Source organism: Nocardioides seonyuensis (genome assembly GCF_004683965.1).
GTDB lineage: Bacteria > Actinomycetota > Actinomycetes > Propionibacteriales > Nocardioidaceae > Nocardioides > Nocardioides seonyuensis.
Genome location: NZ_CP038436.1, coordinates 1,861,487 through 1,883,676 on the forward strand (window position 1 = coordinate 1,861,487; position 22,190 = coordinate 1,883,676).

Genomic DNA, 22,190 nt, shown 5'->3' on the forward strand with positions numbered 1-22,190 from the left:
CCGGGGGTCACGCGCTTCAGGGCGCGGGGGAGCAGGTCGCGACGGAGGTGGCGAACCAGTTGTCGTGCCTCCCGCGCTCCACCTTGATGATGGCCTCGAGGCGGACCGCGTCGTCGTAGCTGTAGTAGGTGACGGCGTCGTCGCCCTCGTCGGGCGACCTGGGGTCACTCGCGACGTGCGGGAGCCGGCCGAACGCCTGCTTCAGGGCCGCGCCAGGCGTCCGCTGGCCCGTGTAGTCCGTCGTCGTGTCCCCGGGGTTGGACGTGATGACCATGCCGTGCTCGCAGTGGGTCGGGCGCTGGCCCTGCCACACGATCAACCCCGAGATCAGGCTGCCTCCGAGGAGACCCAGGAGCAGCCACTTCATGCTGCGGAGAGTAGCGACAAGATCCGTCATGCGAAGCCGAACGCATGCGTGCGGTTCCGCATGACGGATGGAGCCTGGTCAGAGCCAGTGGTTGTCGTGCTCGGCCATGAACGCGGCGTACTGGTCCTGGTCCATGTCGCCGATGCCCTCGGCCAGGGCCTCGAAGTAGGCCTCGCGAGGAGCGCCGGGCGCGAAGTGGAGCAGCATCTTGGCCGCTCCGTCCTCGTTGCGGAAGCCATGGACGCCGCCCGCGGGCACGTGGGCGAAGTCGCCGGCGTGGCACTTCACCCAGGCCTTGCCGTCATAGATGGAGACGGTGCCCTCGAGGATGTAGAACGACTCGGTGATCGTGCGGTGGAAGTGCGCCGCGGGACCGCTCTCGGGGCCGGCGAACTCCCAGCGGTAGAGGCCGAAGGTTCCGGTCGTCTCGGTTCCCTGGGCGAGGTAGAAGACCTTGTTGCCGTTGGGGTAGACGGTGGCCGGCTCGATCCCGGCGCGCACGACGTGCGCGGAGACCTCGCCGGACTCACCGTCGTAGAGCGGCGGCGGGTAGCTCATCAGGCGCGGGCCGCGTCGTACTGCCGCTGGATCTCCTCGGAGGAGACCTCTGCCGGCTGGCTGACCCGGACGGAGTTGCCGAAGGGGTCCCGGGCGCCGAAGTCGGTGCCGTAGGGCTGCTCGACGACCTCCTGGGTGATCTCGGCGCCCGCGGCGACCACGGCGTCGTACGTCGCGTGGATGTCGTCGCTGGTGAGGAAGATGCCGCCGAGGGCACCCTTGGTGAGGAGGTCGCGCACCTGGGCGGCGGTCTCCTGGTCGTGCATCGGCGCCCCGGGGACGGAGAGGAGCACGAGGTGCTCGGGGTCGGTGGGGAGGGCGATGGTCAACCAGCGCATGAAGCCCATGTCGACGTCGTCCTTGACCTCGAACCCGAGGACGCCGCAGTAGAACGACAGCGCCTCTTCCTGGTCGAGGACGTGGAGGGTGGTGATCCTGAGGGTCTTGATGTGGTTCGTCATGACCAGAACGCTAGGGGCCACCGGGCAGGTCGCGCTTCTCCGAAACCACTGTCCCCTCCCGGGGCCTCGTCCAGGCGGCGATGAAGCAGGACGGCACGTGCACCGGCTCGTGGGTCGCGCGGAACTCGCTCGGCGAGCAGCCGACGATCGTGCTGAAGGTGCGGCTGAACGTGCCGAGGCTGGCGAACCCGACGTCCCACGCCACCTCCGTCACCGGCCGGTCGGTCTGCCGGAGCAGGGTCATCGCCCGCTCGACGCGGCGCCGCTGGAGGTAGCGGTGCGGGGTCTCGCCGAACGTCTCCTTGAAGACGCGGGCGAACTGCGACACCGACAGGTGGGCGATGCCGGCCAGGGCGGGCACGTCCAGCGGCTCCGCGAACCGACGGTCCATCGCGTCGCGCGCACGCAGCATCCGCCGGTTGGTGTCCTCGGAGGGGGTCAGCACGAGTACGACGCTAGCGACGCCCGGGCCGCGGCCGGGCGTCGCTAGGTCCCCGAGAATGCGGACTGACCGGCCCCTCGGGGGGATAGGGCCGGCCAGTCCACGCCTGTGGTGTCAGCTCTTGCCGACGCCCTCCGGCTTCCCCCCTGCGGTCTTGACGGGCTTCGTGGGATTCGAGGCCTTGGTCGGCAGGACGGGGTTCGTGGGCTTGGCCGGGGTGGTCGGCTTCGCGGGCTTGGTCGGCAGGACCGGGTTCGTGGGCTTGGCCGGGGTGGTCGGCTTCACGGGCTTGGTGGGGGCGGGCTTGGCCGGCTTGGTCTTCTCGGGCTTGACCGGCTCGGGCTTCTCCGTCCTGGGCTCACCGATCAGCGAGACGCAGTAGGTCGCGATGGCGTCCTTGCCGCCGGCGGCCGTGGCGAGCGCGGCGAAGGCGGCGCTGTCGAGGGACTTGCCCTTGTCGGTGCGGTTGCCGTTCTGGAAGGCGTTGCAGAGGCCCTCGAGGTTGGGCGTGGGGGCGGCCTTGGTCTCGGGGGACTCGGTGGGGGTCTCCGAGGGGGTCTCCGTCGGCGTCTCCGACGCGCCCTCCGTGGTGGTCGCCGTCTCAGTCGCGGTCTCGGTGGCCGTGGTGCTCGCCGTCTCGCTGGGCGAGTCAGTGGCGTGCTTGGCGACGGCCTCGGTGGCACGGTCGGACGCCTGGTCCGGGAGCGTCGGCAGGTGACCGGTCGCGGCGAGCGCGAGGCCGCCGGAGGTCAGTGCGACGACGGCGCCGGTGGCGAGGAAGGCCTTCGCGGCGGTGCGTGTGGTCTTGGGCACGGGGGAGTCGCTCCTCGAAGTCGTGGCAGGACTGAGACGAGCCGCGTGGAAGGCGGCGACCGCGGCGTCCTCACGCAGCAGCTCACCGGGGCGAGCAGGCGCGGCGACCGCGTCCAGCACCGGTCCGACGGCGTGGTCGGACTGCGCCGGCGACGCGAGGATCTCCTCGGCGTCTCGGCGCGACAGGCGGCGGTCGTGGTTGCTCATCTCGGTCCCTCAGCGTCGGGAGCGCGCGAAGTGTCACGGGTCCTCGGAAAAAACTCAGAAAAATTCTCCGGGTGCTTCTTCAGCTCTCTCTCCAGGGCCCGCAGCCCACGGTGCGTGGCACTGCGGACCGCCCCGGGACGCTTGCCCAGGATGCGGGCCGCTGTGGGGGCGTCGAACCCCAGGACCGTGCGCAGCATGATCGCCTCGGCCTGGTCGCGCGGGAGGTCCGCGACCAGCGCGAGAGCGGCGTCGGTGCCGCTCGCGTCGAGGACCTCCCGCTCGACGTCAGCGTCGGAGGGGCGGTCCAGCAGGTCGTCGAGCCCCGTCTCGCGGGTGCGCTGCCGCCGGCGCAGGTGGTCGAGGGCACGGTTGCGGCCGATGGTGGTCAACCAGCCGCGGAAGCCGTCCGCCCCGCCGCTGAACCTGTCCAGGTCGCGGAAGGCCTGCGCCCACGCCTCGCTGGCCACGTCATCCGCGTCGTCGACCCCGACCAGGACCGTGAGGTAGCGCAACAGCGGCGGGTGCACCGTCCGGTAGACCTCGCGGAACGCCGCCTCGTCGCCGCCGAGCATCCGCTCGACGGCCGGGTCGAGCGGGTCAGCGGACTCGGACACGCGGCAAGGTTCTACCCCACGACCTCAAGCCGCAAGGACGCATCCCGGCCCGGAGGGGTCCCCACAGGCGGCAGACTGTCGGGCGTGGCGGTGGAATGCGCAGCGCTCGGCCCACTCGTCGTACGGCGTGACGGCGAGGAGGTCGACCTCGGCGGGCCCAAGCAGCGGGCCGTGCTGGCGTTGCTTCTCGCGTCAGCTCCGGCCGTGGTGTCGACCCACGCGCTGGTGGAGGAGGTGTGGGGCCGCGCCGGCCCGGCGGACCCCGTGCGCAGCCTGCAGGTCTACGTCTCTGCCCTGCGCAAGGCGATCGGCGACCCCGGCCTGATCGTCGGCACCGCCGCGGGCTACCGCACGAACGCCGTCGTGGGTGACGTCGAGGCCTTCGACGCGGGCGCCGACCGGGCCGCGGCCCTGCTCCGGGAGGGCCGTACGGACGAGGCGCTCACGACCGCCAGGGAGGCCCTCGCGCTCTGGCGCGGGCCGGCCTGGCAGGACCAGCGACACCTTCGCGTTCCGGCGCTCGAGGCACACCGGCTCGACCAGCTGCGCGTAGCAGTCGAGGAGGTCGCCGCGCGTGCCGCGCTGGCGCTCGGCCGGCACCGCGAGGTGCTCGCCACGCTGGACGACCTGGCCGCGAGGAACCCCCTCCACGAGGGCATCCTCGAGCTGCGGCTGCTTGCCCTGCACCGGTGCGGCCGTCGCACCGAGGCGCTGGAGGAGTACGACGCCGCGCGTCGGCGGCTCGTCGAGGAGACCGGTCTCGACCCCGGCGAGACGTTGCGACGCCTCCAGGCTGCCCTCCTGGCCGACGACCCGGCGCTGATGGTCGAGGACGCCGAGCTGCGGGCGCGGCGACACCTCCCGGCTCCGGTGACCGAGCTCGTCGGACGCCGGGACGATGTCGACCGGCTGCGGAAGGACGTGGGGGAGCACCGGCTGGTGACCCTGGTCGGCCCCGGCGGGGTGGGGAAGACCCGCGTGGCCGTGCGCGTCGCGCACGAAGCAGCCGCCGACTTCCCCGACGGCGTCTGGTTCGTCGACCTGCAGGCGGTCACCGACCCCACGACCGTGCCCGAGGCGATCGCCGACGCCGTGGGACTGGTTGCGCCCGACGACATCACGGGCGCGCTGCGCACCTGGGTCCGTGACCGCCGAGCGCTGCTGCTGCTCGACAACTTCGAGCAGGTGGAGGACGCGGCGCCGCTCGTCAGCGAGCTCCTGGCCGCTGGTGCCGACCTGCGTGCGCTGGTGACGAGCCGGGTGAGACTGCGGGTCTACGGCGAGCACGTGCGACGACTCGAGCCCCTCGACCTGCACGAGGCCCGCGGACTCTTCCTCACCCGTGCGCGCTCCGTGGCGCCGTGGTTCGATGCCTCGCAGGAGGCCGAGCTCGAGCGCCTGTGCTCGGCCCTCGACAGGCTGCCGCTGGCGCTGGAGCTGGTCGCCGCCCGTGCCGACGAGGTCTCGCTCGCCGACATGGTCTCCGGGCTCGACCGGCCGCTCGACCTGGCCGTGGAGGGCCCGCGTGACCGGACCGAGCGCCAGCAGTCGCTGCGCGCCGCGATCTCCTGGAGCGTCGACCTGCTCCCGCGCGCAGAGGCCGCCGTGTTCGGGCGGCTGGGGGTCTTCGTGGGCGGCTTCACCGAGACAGCCGCCGCCGCGGTCGTCGGCGACACGGGCCCGCTCACCGCACTGGTGCGGGCGAACCTCCTGGTCTCCGAGGACGGCCGCTTCAGGATGCTCGAGACGATCCGCGAGTTCGCCACGGAGCTGGCCGGTCCCTCGCTGCTGCCGGTTCGAGAGGCGCATGCCGAGTGGTGCCGGACCCTGGCTGCCGAAGGTGTTCCGGGCATGGTGTCCGACCGGCGCACCTGGCTGCCTCGCCTGCGCGCCGAGCTCGGCAACCTGAGGGCGGCCCTCGCCCACCTCGCCTCGGTGGCCGCCGAGGAGTCGCCTGCGGGTGTGCGGCTGCTCGGGCTGGCGACCGACCTGGCGCCGTACTGGTATCGGGCGACACCCGGCTCCGAGGACGTGCAGTGGCTCGCGCGTGCCCTGGCCGCAGCACCCGACGGGCCGCCGGTCCTGCGAGCACGGGCCCACTACGGGCTCGCGGTGTGCGCCGCTGAGCAGGGTGACACCGAGAGGGCCATCGCGCACGGCAGGGAGGCCCTCGCGCTGCTGCCGCCCGGGCTCGACGACGGCTGGCGGGCCAGGGCGCTCAACACCGTCGCCGGCCTGACGCGCGACCTGGCGCGGGCCGACGAGGCACTCGGCCTCACCGAGGAGGCACTGGCCCTGCGCCGCTCGCTCGCCGACCCCGCCCTGACGCTGCTGATCCCGCTGCTCAACCTCGCCCTGGCCGCCACCGACGTGGGTGCGACCGGCCGGGCGCGAGAGGTGCTGGCCGAGGCGCACGCAGTGGCTCGCGACGACTACGAGCGCGTGCTCGTCCAGGGCCGGCTGGTGGGCGCCGCCCTGGCCGAGGGTGCCGTCGAGGAGGTCGCGAGCCTGGTGCCGGAGGTCGTCGCCGTGCTGCGCGCCGAGGACGACCGCTACCGGCTGATCGAGAGCGTCGAGCAGCTGGCAGCCCTCGCGGCCCTGCTCGGCGAGGACCGGGAGGCAGTGGTGCTCCTGGCGGCCACGGATCGAGCCATGGAGGAGGACGGGGCACGGCTCGTGCCGGCCGACGCCGTGCTCCGCGAACGTCGTACCGGCAGAGCCGTGGCGGGCCTGTCGTCGGAGGAGCTGCAGCGGGCACGGACCGAGGGCGGCGCACTCGACCTGGCCGCCGCCCTCGATCGCGGACTCGTGCTCTGCAGGCGTGTCAGCGCGCCCGGAGCGGGCGACTGAGGACGGTGCTGCTGCCCACCGCGTTGCGGCCCGTCACCGCGCACTGGACCTTCCTGCCACGGATCGCGCGCGTGACCCTCAGCCGGGTGGACGTGGCGCCCTTGTGGGTGCGGCCGCCGACCTTCCAGCGGAAGCTGTACGACGTCGCGTCGGTCCAGGTCCCGCGCTTGCAGACCAGCCGGTTGCCGCGCTGGACCACCCGCGGACGGGTGTCGCTGCTCGGCGCCGTCGCCGCGGCGCCGGCAGGCGGTGGCGAGGTCGGGGCAGGGGCCGGGGGCGCCGGCGGGCTGGGCGGTGCCGGGGCGCCGACGGCGGTCACGACGTGCTGGGCCGTCGCGTCGTCGTACACCATCTCCGAGAGGTAGCCGCACAGCAGGAACGTGCCGGCGTGGCTCGGCGTGTAGGCGATCGGGACCGAGAAGTCGCCCGTGACGTTGACGAAGGCGACCGTGTCGCCACCCTGCCCCGACGAGGCCGAGGAGAGCTGGAGGGCGTTCGTGCGAGCCGCCGGGCAGGCGGAGACGACGCTCGTCGGGATCGAGTAGACGTAGACGTAGCGCTCGAGATAGGCGTCGGACGGCACGTGGCCGCTCGCGGTCATCACGGCGGGGGAGCCCACCGTGGCGGACGTCGGCCCGGTGAGGCTCAGCGTCCCGGGCTCGAGCGCGGAGGCAGGGCTCGCGGCTGTCGATGCCGTGGCGGTCAGGGCGAGGACGCCGAGCGCAGTGACGGCGAGACGGCTCGCGGCTCGGGGCTTGGATCGGGTGTGCATGGTACGGCTCCTTCCAGGTCGTGCCCCGTACCTTGCGGGGACCCGCTCAAGAACCGCTCAAGATTCGCCGAGTCGGCGCTTGGCTCCCGCCGAGTCGGCGCTTCCTCAGAAGTCTGCGCCGACTCGACGAAGGGTTTGCGCCGACTCGGCGATGACTTGGCGCCGACTGGACGATGGGTTGGCGCCGACTCGAGTGCGTCAGGTCGCCTGGCTGAGGTCGAAGAGCACGATGGGCTCCCCGCTCGGCTCCGGCGACCCGCCGTCGGGCTCGACGGTGATGCCGACCGCCGTGGCCTCGCCGGCCTCACCGTCCAGCACGATCGTCTGGTCGGGGTCGTCGGGCATCAGCCCGGCGGGGAGCATCTCGCCCTCCGGCGACTGGAGCCACACCTCGTAGACCTTGCCCTCGGGGGCGGAGACCATGTCGTCGGTGACGAGGACCGCGCGGTCCTCCCTGACCGACCGGACCACCTTGGCGCGACCGGCCTCGCCCAGGTCGACCGCGACCTCCTCGGCGTCGGGTGCCTGGAGCACGCGCTCCGCGGCGGTGAGGCGTGGCGCCTCGTCGGAGGCCCACGGCTGCCAGACGGTGAGCCCCACCCCGGTCACCAGGACCAGGGCGGCGGCCACCAGGAGGGGAAACCACCGGCTCACCGCACGACGTGGTGAGACGGCGGGCGGCAGCGGCCGGACCTGCGAGATGCCGGCGAGCACGCCCTCGCGCAGCGAGGCCGGAGCCGGTGCGGCGCTGGTCTCGGCCAGCAGTGCCGCCGTCTCCTGGAGCTCGGCGACCTCGGCCGCGCAGTCGTCGCACGTGGCGAGGTGGTCCTCGAACCTGGCGCGCTCGAGGTCATCGAGAGCGTCCAGCGCATAGGCACCCGAGAGCTTGTGGATGTCACTCATGATCCAACTCCCATGACGTCGCGCAGGCGGATGAGCCCGTCGCGGATGCGGGTCTTCGCGGTGCCCAGCGGCACCTCGAGCATGGTGGCCACCTCGGTGTGGGTGTAGCCCCCGAAGTAGGTGAGCTCGACGGCCTCCCGCTGGACGTCGGTCAGGGTGGCGACCGCACCGCGCACGCGCTGGGCCTCGAGGGAGGAGTGCGCGACCTCTGCGGTCTGGTCGTGGTCGACCGGCTGCGACTCGCGCTGCCAGGTCTCGTCTCGGTGTGTCGCGGCCTCGACCGACCGGACCCGGTCGACGGCCTTGCGGTGGACGATGGTGAGGAACCAGCCGGCGGCGCTGCCGCGGGCGGCGTCGTACCTGCTGCTGGTCCGCCACGCGTCGAGGAAGGCCTCCTGGGCGACCTCCTCGGCGAGGGCCGGGTTGCGTACGACGCGCAGCGCCAGGCCGTAGGCCCGGGCGGACGTGGCGTCGTAGAACTCGGCGAACGCCGCCTCGTCCCCGCGACTGGCGCGGGAGAGGAGCTCGCCCAGCTCGTGCTTGCCCCCGGACGGGGCGCCCTTGTCGGGCGCCCCGCCTGGAACGGGCCTGAGGTGTTCCACGTGAGGATCCTCGCCTATCAGGGTCGATCGCAGGTCACATCGGTCCGATCACATCTGGGGCATCATGACCGTGTCGATGACGTAGACGGTGGCGTTCGCCGTGGGCACGTTGCCACAGATGACTGCCGCGCCCTCGACGGTGAACTCCTCGCCCGCACCCTCGACGGTGATCTGGTCCCCGTTGAGGGTCTCGTGGGTGCCGGCGACGTCCTCGGGGGAGAGCTGGCCGGGCACCACGTGGTGGGTGAGGATCGCGGTCAGCGCGGCCTTGTCCTTGAGGACGGCGTTGAGGTCCTTGGCCGGGATCTTGGCGAAGGCGTCGTCGGTCGGCGCGAAGACCGTGATGTCCTCGGCGCTGTTCAGGGTGTCGACCAGGCCGGCCTTCTTGACGGCGGTGACGAGCGTCGTCAGCAGCGGGTTGTTGGACGCGGCGGTGGCGACCGGGTCGTCGGCCATGCCCTCGACGGAGCCCTCGCCCTCGGTCGGGACCGCGGCGCAGCCGGGCCCGAACGGTGCGGCCATCGCGGCCTCTTCGGTCTCCATGGGGCTCTCGGACTCCATGGGGGCCGAAGACTCGCTGGTGGTGTCGTCGGCGGCGGCGCTGTCGGTGTCCTCGCTGCCACATGCTGCCAGGCCCATCGACGCGGTGAGCGCGATCGCGGCGAGGCCGACGGAACGGTTCAAGATGGTGCGCTTCATGGCTCTTCCCTTCCCTTGGGTGAGGGCCGGTCGGCCCAGGTTCATGAGGTGTTCGGAGCGGTGGCGGGGCCGGATTGGTCCGACTTTCAACTTTTTTCCCGAGTCGGCGCTTACGTCCCGCCGAGTCGGCGCTTGCCTCCTGCCGAGTCGGCGCTTGCCTCCTGCCGAGTCGGCGCTTGGCGCTCACGGGGGGCGGGTCTTGCGCCGACTCGGCATGCACTTCGCGCCGACTGGGCGAGCAGTTCACGCCGACTGGGGGGTCAGGAGACGTTGACGGCGATCTCGTGGACGCCGGTGGAGCCCGAGGGGAAGGGCGTCGTACGCACCGGGGTCTGCACCTGGCCGTCCTTGTCGACGGCCCGGCAGGCGAGGAAGTGCTGGCCGGGCTGGGCGTCCCACTCGAGGAACCACTGGCGCCAGTAGTCGTCGTCGACCTCGGGGCCGAGCTCCGCCCGCTGCCAGGCTCCCCCGTCGACCCTGACCTCGACGCGGCCGATGCCGACGCCCTGGGCCCAGGCGATCCCGCCGATCACGACCTTGCCGGGCGCCTGGTCCGAGAGCGGGCGCGGCGTGTCGATGCGGCTGGACAGCTTGATGGGTGCGTCGGTGACCCAGTCGCGCTCGGTCCAGTAGGCCAGCTCGTCGTCGTACGTCGTCAGGGTCATCCGTGAGATCCACTTGCAGGCGCTGACGAAGCCGTAGAGGCCCGGCACCACCATCCGCGCCGGGAAGCCGTTCTCGCGGGGCAGCGGTTCGCCGTTCATGCCGATCGCGATGAGCGAGTCGCGGCCGTCGAGGGCGACGCGCAGCGGCGTGGAGATCGTCATGCCGTCGACGTCGGTGGAGAGGATCTGGTCGGCACGGGTTCGGCTGATGCCCGCCTTGTCGAGCACGTCACGCAGGGGCACACCGAGCCAGCGGGCGCCGCCGACGTAGGGCCCGCCGACCGGGTTGGAGACGCAGGTGAGGGTGATGTCGCGCTCGACGACGCCCATCGCGGCGAGGTCGGCGAAGGTGAGCGTGACCTCCTGGTCGACGTCGCCGTCGATCGTCAAGGTCCACTCGTCGACGTCGACGACCGGCAGCGAGAGCCGGGTGTCCACGCGGTAGAAGTCGCGGGTGGGGGTGCGCAGCGGCGTGATGCCGGGCACCCGCTCCTCGAGGCCTCGGGGGAAGGCCGGCGCGGGGCCCGTCGCCTCGGGGAGGGTCACGTCGGTGCCGCCGAGGCGGTACGACGCAGCCCACCGGCCCAGCCCGCCGAGGGCGACCGCCCCCGCGGCCAGGCCGCCCGTGGCGAGCACGACCCCGCGCCGGCTCGGACCGCCGGCCCCATCGGGCGGCCCGTCAGTGGCCCTGTCGTCCAGGCGCGTCAGCCACCACAGTGCGGTGGCGCCGACCGCGGCGGCGAGCAGGGCGGGGAGCAGGTCCAGGGGGCCGGCTGCCGGACGCGTCGCAGCCAGGGCGCCGGCCACTGCGGCCAGGCCGACGAGGGCGATCAGCCCGGCGGTGGGGCGACGCCCCGCGAGGACCCCGGTCAGTGCCGCGAGGAGGAGCACGACCACGACGACCGAGCCGACCAGCACGATCTTGTCGGCGCTGCCGAACGTGCGGATGGCCCACTCCTTCAGCGGTGTCGGCGTCAGGTCGATGACGGTCGACCCGACGGCCAGCACCGGGGAGGCGGCCGGCACCGTGAGGCCGGCGAGCAGGTGGGCAGCCCCCATGCCGAGCAGCGTCGACACGACGCCGTACGACGCGTGGCGCAGGTCGGTCCGTGAGGGAGTCAGCACGTGAGGGGTTCGGAGCGAGCGGCACAGCGGATGGCCCCGCGCGCTGATCACGTTGTGAGGACCCTGTTCTGCTCCCATCTTCAACCACGGTCTCGCCAGCCGAACGCACGTAGCAACAGCGAGTTGCAACTCGCTACGTTCTCGTCACTCGCGGCCACTCGGGCCGTCGCGAAATGGGGTAGACAAGTGAAGAAAGTCCTCACGCTCGTCAGTGTTCTGACAGCTTCTGTAGCGGTGCCTCTCTCGATGGGCGCTCCGGCCGAGGCGGCCACATGCACGGCCGGGTGGAAGCACACAGCGACGAACATCTCGAACTCGGCACAGTTCTCGGCCACCTCAACGTGCGACGGGGCGTATGCCGGTACGACAGGCGCGATCAGTGACTACGTCCGAGGCCGTTTCCACAAGGACGGCAGCTGGCAGACCAGCACTTACGGCTACGTCTGGGTCAGCTCCGCCAACGACGGATGGGACAAGGTCATCGGCAACATGGTGAGCGGGCGCGCAATCCGAGGCCAGAGCTACACCTACAACCAGGGCGTCAGCTATCTCTACTGAGAATCTGTCAGCTGGATGCCGGTCTCTGGAACCCCCCGAAGTCCCTGGGGCCGGCACCCGGTGGCGCGACGGGGGCCGAATGAGAAGGGTTCTGCTGTGCGGCGCCGTCGTGCTCTCGATGGGCGTCCTTGGGGGATGTGGACACGCCGAGCCCGCCGTGCGGAACGTGGACCCCCAGGTCATGAGTGACGTGGTCGACGCGACTTTCATGGTGCCCGGACCAGGTGTGCGCAGAGGGATGCGGGTTCGTGAGTTCAGCCGAGGCGTGGCGATTCGCGAGTGCGGCGGCGATCCGCTGCCTGTCGACAGCACGCAGAACCGGCACGATCAGTCCCACTTCCCGGATCTCAACCTGATTCGCGAGCGTGGGTTCGCTGAGCCACGGGCCACGGAGAGCGAAGACCGCGTCCTCGACACCCTGGATCCATCCTGTCCCGATCTGGCCCCTGACTGGCGCTCGCAGGGGGACTGGCTCGCACTGGGTGAGACGTGGAACGACGTGGTCATGGCAGTGGACCAGGACCCGCGGATGGACTCCCTGCGGCAGCCCGTGGCTGAGTGCCTCATCGGCAGCACGGGGCGAGACGTGGACCCTGTCGACCCGATCAACAGCTTCTTGCGGGGGGTGGACGTCGACACGCTCGCGAAGAGGACTTCCAGTTCGCAGATCGAGCAGTGGGCCGACGCCTATGCAGACTGCGCGGACGAGTACTTCCGCGAGTTCGGGCGACTCCTGCTGGAGGTTCGCCCGGCCTTGGTGGAGAAGCATCGTGAGGTGATCGAGGCGTATGCCGCCGAACTGGTCGGGGCGGGTTATGTCCCGTGACCATGGCTCGCACGGACCGGGTCACTTCACCAACTTCCTCGGCGGGGTCATCGTGGCGTCGGCCATCTGGTTGGGCTTCGTCGCAATTACGGTGATGTCGCCCGATGATGCACGCGCACGCCGTGAGTCTCCGACCCTTCCTCCGCCCACGGTGGCGATCGAACGCGGTGTGTTGCGTCAGACTGCGTGGTACGCCTGCCAACGCGACAGAACGACGCTGGGGGTCGACGCTCCTACACCGCCGAGCGGATTCCGACCGGTCGTCACCCGCGTGGTGCCTGCGGGGCAGGCCGTGCGAACCGGGACGCGGCTCGCGTCCGTCGCGGGCGTCCCGCTCATCGCCGTGGTGACGAATGCTCCGTTCTACAGGCCGCTGGCGGCAGGAGACCGGGGCCCCGACGTGACGCGGCTCGAGAGGGCACTGCTGCGAGCCGGTGTCATCTCCGAGGCTGACGGCATCGTCGACTCCGGGACGTTGGAGGCGTGGCGTGAGCAGTTCAACCCTCTTGGTCCAGCGGGCGTGATACCGCTGACCTCGCTCGTCGCCGTACCGAGCGGCGCTGTGGTGGACAGTGTCGCCGTTACCCGTGGGAGCGTTGCCCGACCCGGCACAGAGCTGATGCAGGTGGGCACCCGTTCGACCCGGTTCACCTGCCAGGTCCCGGACTCGTCGGGGGAGCTGGCTCGTGGGTCGCTGGACTTCGAGGTCGACGGGCGCAGAGTGGACGTGACCCGCGTCGTCGTCGTGCCGCGTGGGCGCGGCGCGCCGGGCTACGTCACTGTGTCACCTGCCCGCCGCGTCACGGGTGGCGATGCTCGGCTGGGCGTCGTGGCTGCCTCCAGCGAGGGGGAGGTGTTGCACGCGCCGGCGTCCGTCCTCAAGGCGGACAGCAGCGGACGGCAGGTCGTGTTGGTGGTGGAGGATGGAGAGACCCACGAGGTCCCGGTATCGGTCGGGATCACCGCTGCCGGTCACGTCGAGCTGTCGGGTCGAGGACTGGGCGTCGGCCAGGAGCTGGTCCTGTTGGACCCGAGGCGCCCGTGAGCATTCCGCTCATCGAGCTGAGGGGGGTCGGTCTCCAGGTCGCACGTCCCGTCCTGACCCGCATCCTGCACCCGCTCGATCTCGACGTGAAGGCCGGCAGCTCCACGGTCGTCATGGGCCCATCAGGTGCAGGAAAGTCGACGCTGGCCTCGATCATCGGAGCCCTGCAGATGCCCTCGGAAGGTTCGTACCGTTTCGCAGGCGAGCAGGTCGTAGGTCGGTCGCGACGAGCCTTGGCAGCTTTCCGATCGCTCCACCTCGGGTTCGTGTTCCAGAACTCACACCTCATCGACGAGCGTTCGGCCATCGCCAACGTGGAGCTGGGGCTCACCGACATGCGCACTCCGCCGCACGCGCGCAGGGAGCGTGCACGTGAGGTGTTGACGCTCGTGGGTCTGGAGGAGCTGCAAGATCGGCGTGCTGCGAACCTTTCAGGCGGTGAGCGGCACAGAGTTGCCATAGCGCGCGCTCTCGCCAAGCGCCCGAGCGTCGTGATCGCGGACGAGCCCACTGCGGCGTTGGACCAGGCGACCGGACAGGCGATCCTCGACCTGCTGGCGAGGGTGACGGACGAGGGGGCGACGCTCATCGTCGTCACCCACGACACCAGAGCAACCGCGATGGCTGACGATGTCGTCTCGATCATCGACGGGCGTCGTGCATGAAACAGTGGTTCGAGCCGGGCGTCGGGGTCGCGCGACACCTGTTCCGGGCCGGCAGGCTGTTGGGCGGTGATGCAGCGTCTTCGCTGCTGGGCCGCCCGTGGCACGCGATCAGCATGATGTCAGGGATCCTCCTGGGAGTCGCGAGCGCACTTGCGGCCCTCACCATCGCCGACACCCAACAGGCCCAGATCGACCTCCGGTTCGACCTGCAGCGCTCGGCCCATGCCGTGGTGCAGGCAGAAGCCCCGGTTGTCGAAGGCTTCCCTTCGGCGCAGGTGGCTCTGGTCGACCGGCTGGAGCCGGTGCGAAGCGTCGGAGAGTTCTCGACGTGGGACCCTTCTGCGCGGGTCACCAGGTCGGCGGGCGACGTGGCGGTGGCGGCGCCCCTGCTCGTGGCTGACCCAGGTGGGATCGCAGCATCGGGCACCCGAGTGGTCGCCGGTGCGGCCCCCGAGGTGCTGGCCCTGGCGCCGAGCTCCCGTCTGGCCTGGGTGGGGGCAGGGCTGGCCGGCGAGCTGGGCCTCTCGCCGGATGGGTCGGGCGTGGGGGACGCCCATGTAGTGGTCGGCGGCGTCAGCCTGAGCGTGGCGGGGATCGTCGAGAACTCCGCGGGCTTCGACTATGCAGAGCAGGGTGTGCTGATCAGTCGCCACGTGGCGGTCGACTCGTTCGGAGCCGGCGCGGCCAACGTCCGTCTGGTGGCACACGTCCGCCCGGGATCAGCCCGAGCCGTGGCGGAGTACGCCACCGGGGCGGTGGACCCCATGGGCGAGCTGGCGCTCAGGGACGTGACCCCCGCGGACGGGGAGCGGCTGGTGAGCTCCGTGGGCGGCGACCTGCGACTGGTGGGCGCCGCACTCGGTGCATTCGTAGGCCTTGTCGGCATGATCGCCATCGCCAACACGCTGATGATGTCGGTCCACCACCGCCTCCGGGAGCTCGGACTGCGGTCGGCCATGGGATGGGGCCGCTCCCGCATCGCGTTGCTGGTCCTGACCGAATCGGCTGTGGCGGGCTTGGTCGCCGGTGTCCTGGGGAGCGCACTCGGTGTTGCGTCTGCTGCTGCCTGGTGCGGCGTCCACGGCTGGACGCTGGTCATGTGGCCAGCGTTGCCGTGGGTCATGACGTTCCTCGGGGTGGTTGCCAGCCTGGCCGGCGCGATCGTCCCGGCGATGAGGGCGGCCTCGATCACGCCGCTCGAGGCCATGCGTTCCTGAACCCACATCCAGGGATCGGTAGTTTGTGCGCATGTCTGACCAGCCCGCGGAGCTCGTGACCTACGACGTCGCCGACGCGATCGCCACCATCACCCTCGACAGCCCCCACAACCGCAACGCCCTGAGCCGGCAGCTGGTGACCGAGCTCTTCGGCCACCTCGAGGCGGCTGCGGGCGACGACGCCGTCAGGGTCGTGCTGATCCAGAGCTCGGGCAAGGTGTTCTGCTCCGGCGCCGACCTCAGCGAGGCGAGCGCCGAGGGCATGGAGGCCGGGACGCGGGCCATCGTCGACCTGCAGCGGCTCATCGCCTCCATGGACAAGCCCGTCGTCACCAAGAACCTCGGCGCGGTCCGGGCCGGCGGCATCGGGATCATCGCCGCCGCCGACGTCGCGATCAGTGCCGAGGGCGCGACCTTCGCCCTCACCGAGGTGAAGCTCGGCCTGGCAGCCGCCATCATCAGCCTCACCGTCCACCACCGGATGAACCCGCGGGCCGCGGCCCTCACCACGCTGGGCGGCGAGGTCTTCACCGGCGCCCAGGCGGCGTCGTACGGACTGGTCACGCTGGCGGTGCCCGCCGAGGAGCTGGACGCCAAGGTGACCGAGGTCTGCGCCAGCCTCGCGACCGGGGCTCCGCAGGGCCTGCGCGAGTCCAAGCGCATCCTCAACCGCGACCTCCTCGCCCGCATCGACGCCCTCGGCGAGGAGATGGCCACGACGAGCACGCGGCTGTTCGCGTCCGACGAGGCGCGCGAGGCGATGACGGCGTTCCTCACTCGCGGCAAGTAGCCCCCGGTAGAGTTCCTCTCTTGCCGTCCGGGGGATGAGGAGAAGGTGTGAGCGAGGAGCTCGAGGCTCGCGAGATCGCGGCCGAGCAGGCCTATGTCGACGAGGTCTACGTCCAGATGGAGGCCTCGGCGCGCAACGCACGGGCGTTGGCGAAGGAGGGCCACAGTCGAGGCAGGCTGGGCCACGAGGGCGGCCTCGTCGAGCGCGACGCCATGGTCTACCAGGCTGCCAAGCGCCTCGCCCAGCTCGACGCCGCCCACGAGGGCCTCGTCTTCGGGCGGCTCGACCTTGCTCCCGACCTCGACCCGCAGCCGCGCTACATCGGCCGCATCGGCGTCCGCAACGCCGAGCACGACGTCCTCCTGATCGACTGGCGCGCGCCGGCTGCCGGCATGTTCTACCAGGCGACCGCGGCCGAGCCGCAGGGCGTCGTACGACGTCGCGTGCTGCGCGCCGAGCACCGCACCGTCGTCGGTGTCGAGGACGAGCTGCTCGACGACTCCGCGGAGACCGACCTGCCGATCATCGGCGAGGGCGCCCTGATGGCCCAGCTCTCCCGGGCGCGCGACCGCTCCATGCACTCGATCGTGGCCACGATCCAGGCCGAGCAGGACAAGGCGATCCGTGCGCCCGGCAAGGGAGTCGTCACCATCTCCGGCGGGCCAGGCACCGGCAAGACCGTCGTGGCCCTGCACCGGGCGGCGTTCCTGCTCTACTCCGACCGTCGTCGCTACGAGTCCGGCGGAGTCCTCGTCGTCGGTCCGAGCGGCGTGTTCATGCGCTACATCGAGCGGGTGCTGCCCAGCCTCGGCGAGACCGCGGTGGCGCTGCGCTCCCTCGGCGAGGTCGTCAACGGCGTACGTGCCACCCGCCACGACGAGCCGGCCGTCGCCGACGTCAAGGGCGCCGCCCGGATGGCCGAGGTGCTGCGCCGCACCGCACGGCAGCAGGCGCCGGGCAGCCCCACCAGCTTCCGGATCTTCTGGCGCGACGACACGCTGGTGCTCGACCCCCAGCTCCTCGGCCGGCTGCGTCGCCAGCTGATGTCGCAGGGGCGTCGCAACCGCCAGCTGCCGCGCATCGCCCGCACGCTCCTGGACGCCATGTGGCGCCAGGTCCGGGGGGAGCGCGGCCGTGAGCGCGGCCGCGAGGCCTTCGACGAGGAGATGCTGTCCCACGAGGGGTTCCTCGACTTCGCGGCCACGTGGTGGCCGCCCCTGGACGCCGCCACCGTCCTCGGCTGGCTCCGGGACCCCGAGTTCCTTCAGCGTGTCGCCGAGGGTGTGCTCACCCAGGAGGAGCAGGTCCTCCTCACCAAGTCGTGGGCGGCCGACGCCGCACTGAGCATCGAGGACGTGCCGCTGCTCGACGAGCTGCGCTACGCCCTGGGCGACGTCCCGCGGCGCACCGACGACGAGCGCGACCTCGACGAGACCGGGCTCCTCGAGGGGGGCGTCGACCTGCAGGAGCTGTCGACCGCCGCAGACCGCGAGTTCGCCTCGGGACCCGGTTGGGCGCCGCCGACCCACCGCCTCGAGGACGACACCTACGCCCACGTCCTCATCGACGAGGCCCAGGACCTCACCCCCATGCAGTGGCGCATGGTCGGTCGACGAGGGCGCACCGCCAGCTGGACGATCGTGGGAGACCCGGCGCAGTCGTCCTGGCCGGTGCCCGCCGAGGCGGCCGCCGCACGCGCCGAGGCGCTCGAGGGCAAGCCGCTCCACGAGTTCCACCTCTCGACCAACTACCGCAACTCCGCCGAGATCTACTCCTTCGCCGCCGACTACGCCCGCCGGGTCGGCCTCGACGCCGACCTGCCCGACGCCGTACGACGCACCGGTGAGGAGCCCCGCGTCGTGGCGCCCGTCGACGACGACGCCCTCGAGGCCGCCACCCGTGAGGCAGTCAACGAGATCGCCGAGCGCGTCGCCGGCACCGTCGGCATCGTCGTGCCCGCGGCCCGGCGCTCCGAGGTCAACGCCTGGCTGGCGTCGTGGCCGGAGCGGGCAGATGACTCCGCAGGGGCCCGCGCGGCCATCGACTCGACCAAGGCGCCCAGCGGCGAGGACCGGGTCGTCGTGCTGACCGGGCTCGACACCAAGGGCCTGGAGTTCGACGGCATCGTCGTGGTGCGCCCCCACGAGATCGAGGACGAGTCGGCCACCGGGCGGGCCACGCTCTACGTCGTGCTGACCCGGGCGACGCAGCTCTTGACCACAGTGGGCTGACATGACGGGGGCTGTCGACCACCGCCCCGGCAAGACATGGTGGGCTGCCGTCGTCAGCGTGTTCGTGGTCCAGGCCGCCACCGTCGTGGTGCTGACGTCGCGGAACTACTTCTTCATGGAGGACTTCAGGTTCCTGGTCCAGCTGCGCGAGGGCCCCATCGACGCCGAGCTGCTGGGCTACGACGTCTTCGGCCACTTCGTGCCCGGGCTGGCCCTGGGGAACCACCTCTTCGCGCAGGCGTTCGGGGCGAGCTGGACCGCGGCATCCGTCGTCATCCTCGCCTTCCAGCTGGGTGGGTCCGTGGCCTTCCTGCGCCTCCTGATCGCCCTGCACGGGAGGACCTGGTGGCTCCCGGGCGCGCTGGCGGCGTTCGCCCTCTCGGTCGTCATGCTCTACAGCTCCGTGTGGTGGGCCGCGACCTGGACCATGGGGGCGACCACGGTGTGCGCCGTCTCGGCCTTCGGTTGTGCCCAGCGCTACTTCAACACCCGGCGACGGCGCCATCTCCTGTCGCTCGCGGTCATGGCGGCCCTGTCCTTCAGCTTCTTCGAGAAGTCGGTCGTGCTGTGCGTCTACGTCGGCCTCTTCGCCCTGGTCGTGGGCAAGCTCGATGAGCGCGAGTCCTGGCGGCAGCGGTTGCGGGGCGCCCTGGCTGTGTGGCCGGTCTGGCTGACCCTGGGGACGCTCGCCTCGATCGACCTCGCGCTCTACTTTGCGGGCGGGCACCACGAGAACCTCAGCGAGCCGCCGCCCCTGGCGCTCACGGGGGAGTACCTCCTGCGGGCCCTGCCGGAAGGCTCCTTCACCACCGTGCTCGGGGTCGTGCACCCGAGCGTCGGTCCGCCCGGGCCCCAGTGGCTGGTGCCCGCGACGACGACCACGCTCTTCGTCCTGATCATGGCGTGGACGTCCTGGCGCTCGAGGCTGGCTGCTCGCGCCTGGCTGTGGTTCCTGGCCTGCGCCCTGGTCAGCGTCGGCTTCGTGGCACTGGGGCGACTGGGAACCCTCGGTGTCGACATGACCGCCCAGATGCTTCGCTACCAGGTCGAGACCAACTACCTCGTGCTGGTGGCCCTCACCATCGCGGTGCCGGCCGCGCTCCACACGCTCGCCCACGGTGCGCGGGCTCGCCTGTGGCACCTCCGGGGGGTGATCGCGGTGGGGGTGGTGATCGCGCTCGTTCCCGGATGGATCGCGTCCGTGAGGGTCATCTCCGAGACGGGGCCGGGCCGCACGGCAGACGAGTACTTCGCGGCACTGAGGACAGGCGGCCCGCCCCCCGGGCCGTTCCTCGAGTACCCGGTGCCGGCCTGGATCGTTCCGGCGTTCCAGTACCCGTGGAACATGTCGAGCGTCATCTTCCCGCTGGTCAACCCTCGGGCCGAGACGACGACTGATCCACGTGGCTCCTACGTCGTCACGTACGACGGCACCGTCCGAGAGGTCGCTCTCGACTACCTCTACGGCCCTGCGAAGACGGCTTGGTGCGGGGGCCCCGAGCCGGCTGCGATCACCCTGGTCACCGGGATGCAGAGCCCTCGTCAACCTGACTGGGACCCCTTGCTCGTCGTCGTCGACCACGTGGCCGAGGGGAGGGCCACCGTGTCCTTCACCGGCAAGGACGAGAACGGAACCCCCACGAGCGCTGCTGGGATGCTCGGCTCCGTCTTCGTCGTCGAGGGCCGGGGTCGTCTGGCGTTCCCCACCACCGTCGCGCTGAGCGAGGTCGTCCTCTTCGTCGAGGGCGTTCGGGTGTGCATCGAGCGGTTCGGCATTGCGGTGGCACGGTGACGACACCGTCAGGGTGAGCAGGCCCTGACGAGCGAGCCCCGGGCAGTGGGTCCCTACACTTCGCAGCCGGAGGCACGAGTGCCTGAGGAGGTCCGAAGCCGAGTGGAGCAAGTGCAGACGTACCCGGTCCGGACCGACGCCGACGGCTCCCAGGGCCGATCCCGCCCGGGCCGGGCGTGGTGGGCCGGGGTCGCGGCGGTGTTCATCGTGCAAGCCCTCACCGTGGCTGCGCTGACGAAGCGGTCCTACTTCTTCGCCGAGGACTTCCGCTTCCTGGCCGAGCTGCACGACGGTCCCATCGACGCGGACCTCCTCGGCTACAACGTGTTCGGCCACTTCGTGCCCGGCCTGGCTCTCGGCAACCACCTCTTCTCGCAGGCGTTCGGCACCAGCTGGACCGCCGCCTCGGTGGTCATCCTGCTCTTCCAGCTCGGCGGGTCGATCGCGTTCCTGCGCCTCCTGCTGGCCCTGCACGGACCGGAGTGGTGGGTGCCCTGGGCGACCGCCGCGTTCTCCTTGTCGGTCGTCATGCTCAACAACGCGGTGTGGTGGGCCGCCACGTGGACGATGGGGGCGACCACGGTGTGCGCCGTCTCGGCCTTCGGTTGTGCCCAGCGCTACTTCAACACCCGGCGACGGCGCCATCTCCTGTCGCTCGCGGTCATGGCGGCCCTGTCCTTCAGCTTCTTCGAGAAGTCGGTCGTGCTCTGCGTGTACGTCGGACTGTTCGTCCTGTTCGTCGGTGGGATGTCGGAGCGGGAGACGTGGGCCCAGCGGTTCCGCACGGCCCTCTCGGTGTGGCCGGTCTGGGTGGTCCTTGCCGTGGTGGCGTCGATCGACCTGGCGATCTACCAGCTGGGGCCCTACTCGGAGTCGCGCAGTGCGCCACCCGGCGCCTCCCTCACGGCGGAGTACATGCTGCGCGCCCTCCCGGAGGGATCGTTCACCTCCGTGTTCGGCATCGTGCTCCCCTCCGTGGACCCGCCGGGGCCGTCGTGGCTGGTTCCCCTCGTGACGTCGACGATCCTGCTCCTGCTGATCGGCTGGACGTCCAGGCGCTCCCGCCTGGCCGGCCGGGCGTGGCTGTGGTTCCTGGTGTGCGCCCTGGTCAGCCACGGGTTCGTGGCGCTCGGCCGGCTCTCGGTCCTCGGCGTCGAACAGACGGCTCACATGCTCCGCTACCAGGTCGACACCAACTACCTGCTGCTGGTCACCCTCACCATCGCGTTGTCGGCCGCCGTCCGGACGCTGGCCGAGGACACCCGGGCCCGCCTGCACGGAGCCCGCGCCAAGATCGCGGCCGGCCTGGTCCTCGTGCTGCTCCCAGGGTGGGCCGCATCGGTGCGCGCGATCTCCGAGGACAGTCCGGGTCGGGACGCCGACGTCTACTTCTCGGCCCTGCGCGCGGACGGAACCCCACCGAAGCCGTTCCTCGACGTCCCGGTCCCGGACTGGGTGGTCCCTGCCAACCAGTACCCCTGGAACATGCCCAGCCGCATCTTCGAGCAGATCGATCCCGGGGCCGAGACCACGGTGGATCCACGAGGGGCACGCGCGATCGCGATCGACGGGAAGGTCCACGACGTGGAGCTCCAGCCCCTCCACGGCCCCGTGCGGTCCAAGGTGTGCCTGGACCCGAGTCCCATCGCGGTGTCGCTCGTCGACGGGATGCAGATGCCGCAGCAGCCCGTCTGGGACCCGCTCATGGTCGTGGTCGACTACGTCGCCCGGGGCAGCGGACGGGTGGTCTTCACCGGTCAGGACCCGTCGGGGCAGCCCGTGCTGGCCGGAGGCACGCTGCAGTCCGACTACACGGTCGAGGGAGCGGGTCGGGTGGCCTTCCCCACCACCGTCGCGCTGAGCGAGCTCGGCGTCGTGGTCGAGGGCGCACGCGTGTGCTTCCGCAGCTTCGGCATCGCCGTCGTGCGCTGACGCGACGGGTCCACGAGGGGTCGGTGGGCGAATCGGACGGAGCGGGTCCATCCCCT

21 protein-coding genes are annotated in these 22,190 nt (G+C 71.4%); 10 read left to right on the forward strand and 11 right to left on the reverse strand.

Annotation, left to right across the window (positions count from 1 at the left end; genetic code table 11):
• Positions 1–16: 16 nt before the first annotated feature.
• The 6 genes from EXE58_RS09115 to EXE58_RS09145 form a co-directional block, all read right to left on the reverse strand.
• Positions 17–367: a hypothetical protein gene (locus EXE58_RS09115; RefSeq protein ID WP_135267588.1), complete on the reverse strand. Its 351-nt coding sequence runs from the start codon at positions 365–367 to the stop codon at positions 17–19.
• A 78-nt stretch (positions 368–445) separates the two neighbouring features.
• On the reverse strand, positions 446–925 hold the full coding sequence (locus EXE58_RS09120; RefSeq protein WP_135267589.1) for a cupin domain-containing protein: 480 nt from the start codon (positions 923–925) through the stop codon (positions 446–448).
• Positions 925–1,386 (reverse strand): VOC family protein, encoded by a 462-nt coding sequence (locus tag EXE58_RS09125; RefSeq protein ID WP_135267590.1) that lies wholly within the window; start codon positions 1,384–1,386, stop codon positions 925–927. Before EXE58_RS09125 ends, EXE58_RS09120 begins: the two co-directional genes overlap by 1 nt.
• 10 nt (positions 1,387–1,396) lie before the next feature.
• Entirely contained in the window at positions 1,397–1,831 is a 435-nt protein-coding gene (locus EXE58_RS09130) for a helix-turn-helix domain-containing protein (RefSeq protein ID WP_244242504.1), read from the reverse strand.
• A 111-nt stretch (positions 1,832–1,942) separates the two neighbouring features.
• The gene (locus EXE58_RS19480) at positions 1,943–2,848 is read right to left on the reverse strand and encodes a hypothetical protein (protein ID WP_167288757.1); all 906 of its coding nucleotides are present in this window, start codon (positions 2,846–2,848) and stop codon (positions 1,943–1,945) included.
• On the reverse strand, positions 2,845–3,462 hold the full coding sequence (locus EXE58_RS09145) for an RNA polymerase sigma factor (protein WP_208544185.1): 618 nt from the start codon (positions 3,460–3,462) through the stop codon (positions 2,845–2,847). Before EXE58_RS09145 ends, EXE58_RS19480 begins: the two co-directional genes overlap by 4 nt.
• A gap of 84 nt (positions 3,463–3,546) precedes the next feature.
• Between EXE58_RS09145 and EXE58_RS09150 the strand changes: the two genes are divergently transcribed.
• A complete protein-coding gene (locus EXE58_RS09150) occupies positions 3,547–6,312 on the forward strand; it encodes an AfsR/SARP family transcriptional regulator (protein ID WP_167288759.1) in 2,766 nt (921 codons plus the stop codon).
• Here EXE58_RS09150 and EXE58_RS09155 read toward each other — a convergent pair.
• The 5 genes from EXE58_RS09155 to EXE58_RS09175 all read right to left on the reverse strand — a co-directional run bounded on the left by EXE58_RS09155 (position 6,287) and on the right by EXE58_RS09175 (position 11,156).
• Positions 6,287–7,084: a hypothetical protein gene (locus EXE58_RS09155; protein ID WP_135267593.1), complete on the reverse strand. Its 798-nt coding sequence runs from the start codon at positions 7,082–7,084 to the stop codon at positions 6,287–6,289. The genes EXE58_RS09150 and EXE58_RS09155 overlap by 26 nt on opposite strands.
• 198 nt (positions 7,085–7,282) lie before the next feature.
• Positions 7,283–7,987 carry an anti-sigma factor gene (locus tag EXE58_RS09160; RefSeq protein ID WP_135267594.1) on the reverse strand — a complete coding sequence of 235 codons (705 nt, stop codon included), beginning with the start codon at positions 7,985–7,987 and terminating at the stop codon, positions 7,283–7,285.
• Positions 7,984–8,589 carry an ECF RNA polymerase sigma factor SigK gene (sigK, locus tag EXE58_RS09165; RefSeq protein WP_135267595.1) on the reverse strand — a complete coding sequence of 202 codons (606 nt, stop codon included), beginning with the start codon at positions 8,587–8,589 and terminating at the stop codon, positions 7,984–7,986. Before sigK ends, EXE58_RS09160 begins: the two co-directional genes overlap by 4 nt.
• 48 nt (positions 8,590–8,637) lie before the next feature.
• Positions 8,638–9,288 (reverse strand): fasciclin domain-containing protein, encoded by a 651-nt coding sequence (locus tag EXE58_RS09170; RefSeq protein ID WP_135267596.1) that lies wholly within the window; start codon positions 9,286–9,288, stop codon positions 8,638–8,640.
• 260 nt (positions 9,289–9,548) lie between these two features.
• The gene (locus tag EXE58_RS09175; RefSeq protein ID WP_135267597.1) at positions 9,549–11,156 is read right to left on the reverse strand and encodes a molybdopterin-dependent oxidoreductase; all 1,608 of its coding nucleotides are present in this window, start codon (positions 11,154–11,156) and stop codon (positions 9,549–9,551) included.
• 156 nt (positions 11,157–11,312) lie between these two features.
• Between EXE58_RS09175 and EXE58_RS09180 the strand changes: the two genes are divergently transcribed.
• The 9 genes from EXE58_RS09180 (at position 11,313) to EXE58_RS09215 (ending at position 22,134) form a co-directional block, all read left to right on the forward strand.
• Complete coding sequence (locus EXE58_RS09180; RefSeq protein ID WP_135267598.1) at positions 11,313–11,636, forward strand: hypothetical protein; 324 nt, start codon at positions 11,313–11,315, stop codon at positions 11,634–11,636.
• A gap of 181 nt (positions 11,637–11,817) precedes the next feature.
• The gene (locus EXE58_RS09185; RefSeq protein ID WP_135267599.1) at positions 11,818–12,462 is read left to right on the forward strand and encodes a hypothetical protein; all 645 of its coding nucleotides are present in this window, start codon (positions 11,818–11,820) and stop codon (positions 12,460–12,462) included.
• Positions 12,463–12,613: 151 nt separating this feature from the next.
• The gene (locus EXE58_RS19485) at positions 12,614–13,507 is read left to right on the forward strand and encodes an efflux RND transporter periplasmic adaptor subunit (protein WP_167288761.1); all 894 of its coding nucleotides are present in this window, start codon (positions 12,614–12,616) and stop codon (positions 13,505–13,507) included.
• The gene (locus EXE58_RS19490; RefSeq protein ID WP_167288763.1) at positions 13,504–14,172 is read left to right on the forward strand and encodes an ABC transporter ATP-binding protein; all 669 of its coding nucleotides are present in this window, start codon (positions 13,504–13,506) and stop codon (positions 14,170–14,172) included. Before EXE58_RS19485 ends, EXE58_RS19490 begins: the two co-directional genes overlap by 4 nt.
• Entirely contained in the window at positions 14,169–15,389 is a 1,221-nt protein-coding gene (locus EXE58_RS09195; RefSeq protein ID WP_135267601.1) for an ABC transporter permease, read from the forward strand. The genes EXE58_RS19490 and EXE58_RS09195 overlap by 4 nt, the downstream gene beginning before the upstream one ends.
• Positions 15,390–15,420: 31 nt before the next feature.
• Entirely contained in the window at positions 15,421–16,179 is a 759-nt protein-coding gene (locus EXE58_RS09200; RefSeq protein ID WP_135267602.1) for an enoyl-CoA hydratase-related protein, read from the forward strand.
• 47 nt (positions 16,180–16,226) lie between these two features.
• Complete coding sequence (locus tag EXE58_RS09205; RefSeq protein ID WP_135267603.1) at positions 16,227–18,410, forward strand: HelD family protein; 2,184 nt, start codon at positions 16,227–16,229, stop codon at positions 18,408–18,410.
• A 1-nt stretch (position 18,411) separates the two neighbouring features.
• Entirely contained in the window at positions 18,412–20,202 is a 1,791-nt protein-coding gene (locus EXE58_RS09210) for a hypothetical protein (protein ID WP_135267604.1), read from the forward strand.
• 102 nt (positions 20,203–20,304) lie between these two features.
• Complete coding sequence (locus EXE58_RS09215) at positions 20,305–22,134, forward strand: hypothetical protein (RefSeq protein WP_135267605.1); 1,830 nt, start codon at positions 20,305–20,307, stop codon at positions 22,132–22,134.
• Positions 22,135–22,190: the final 56 nt, after the last annotated feature.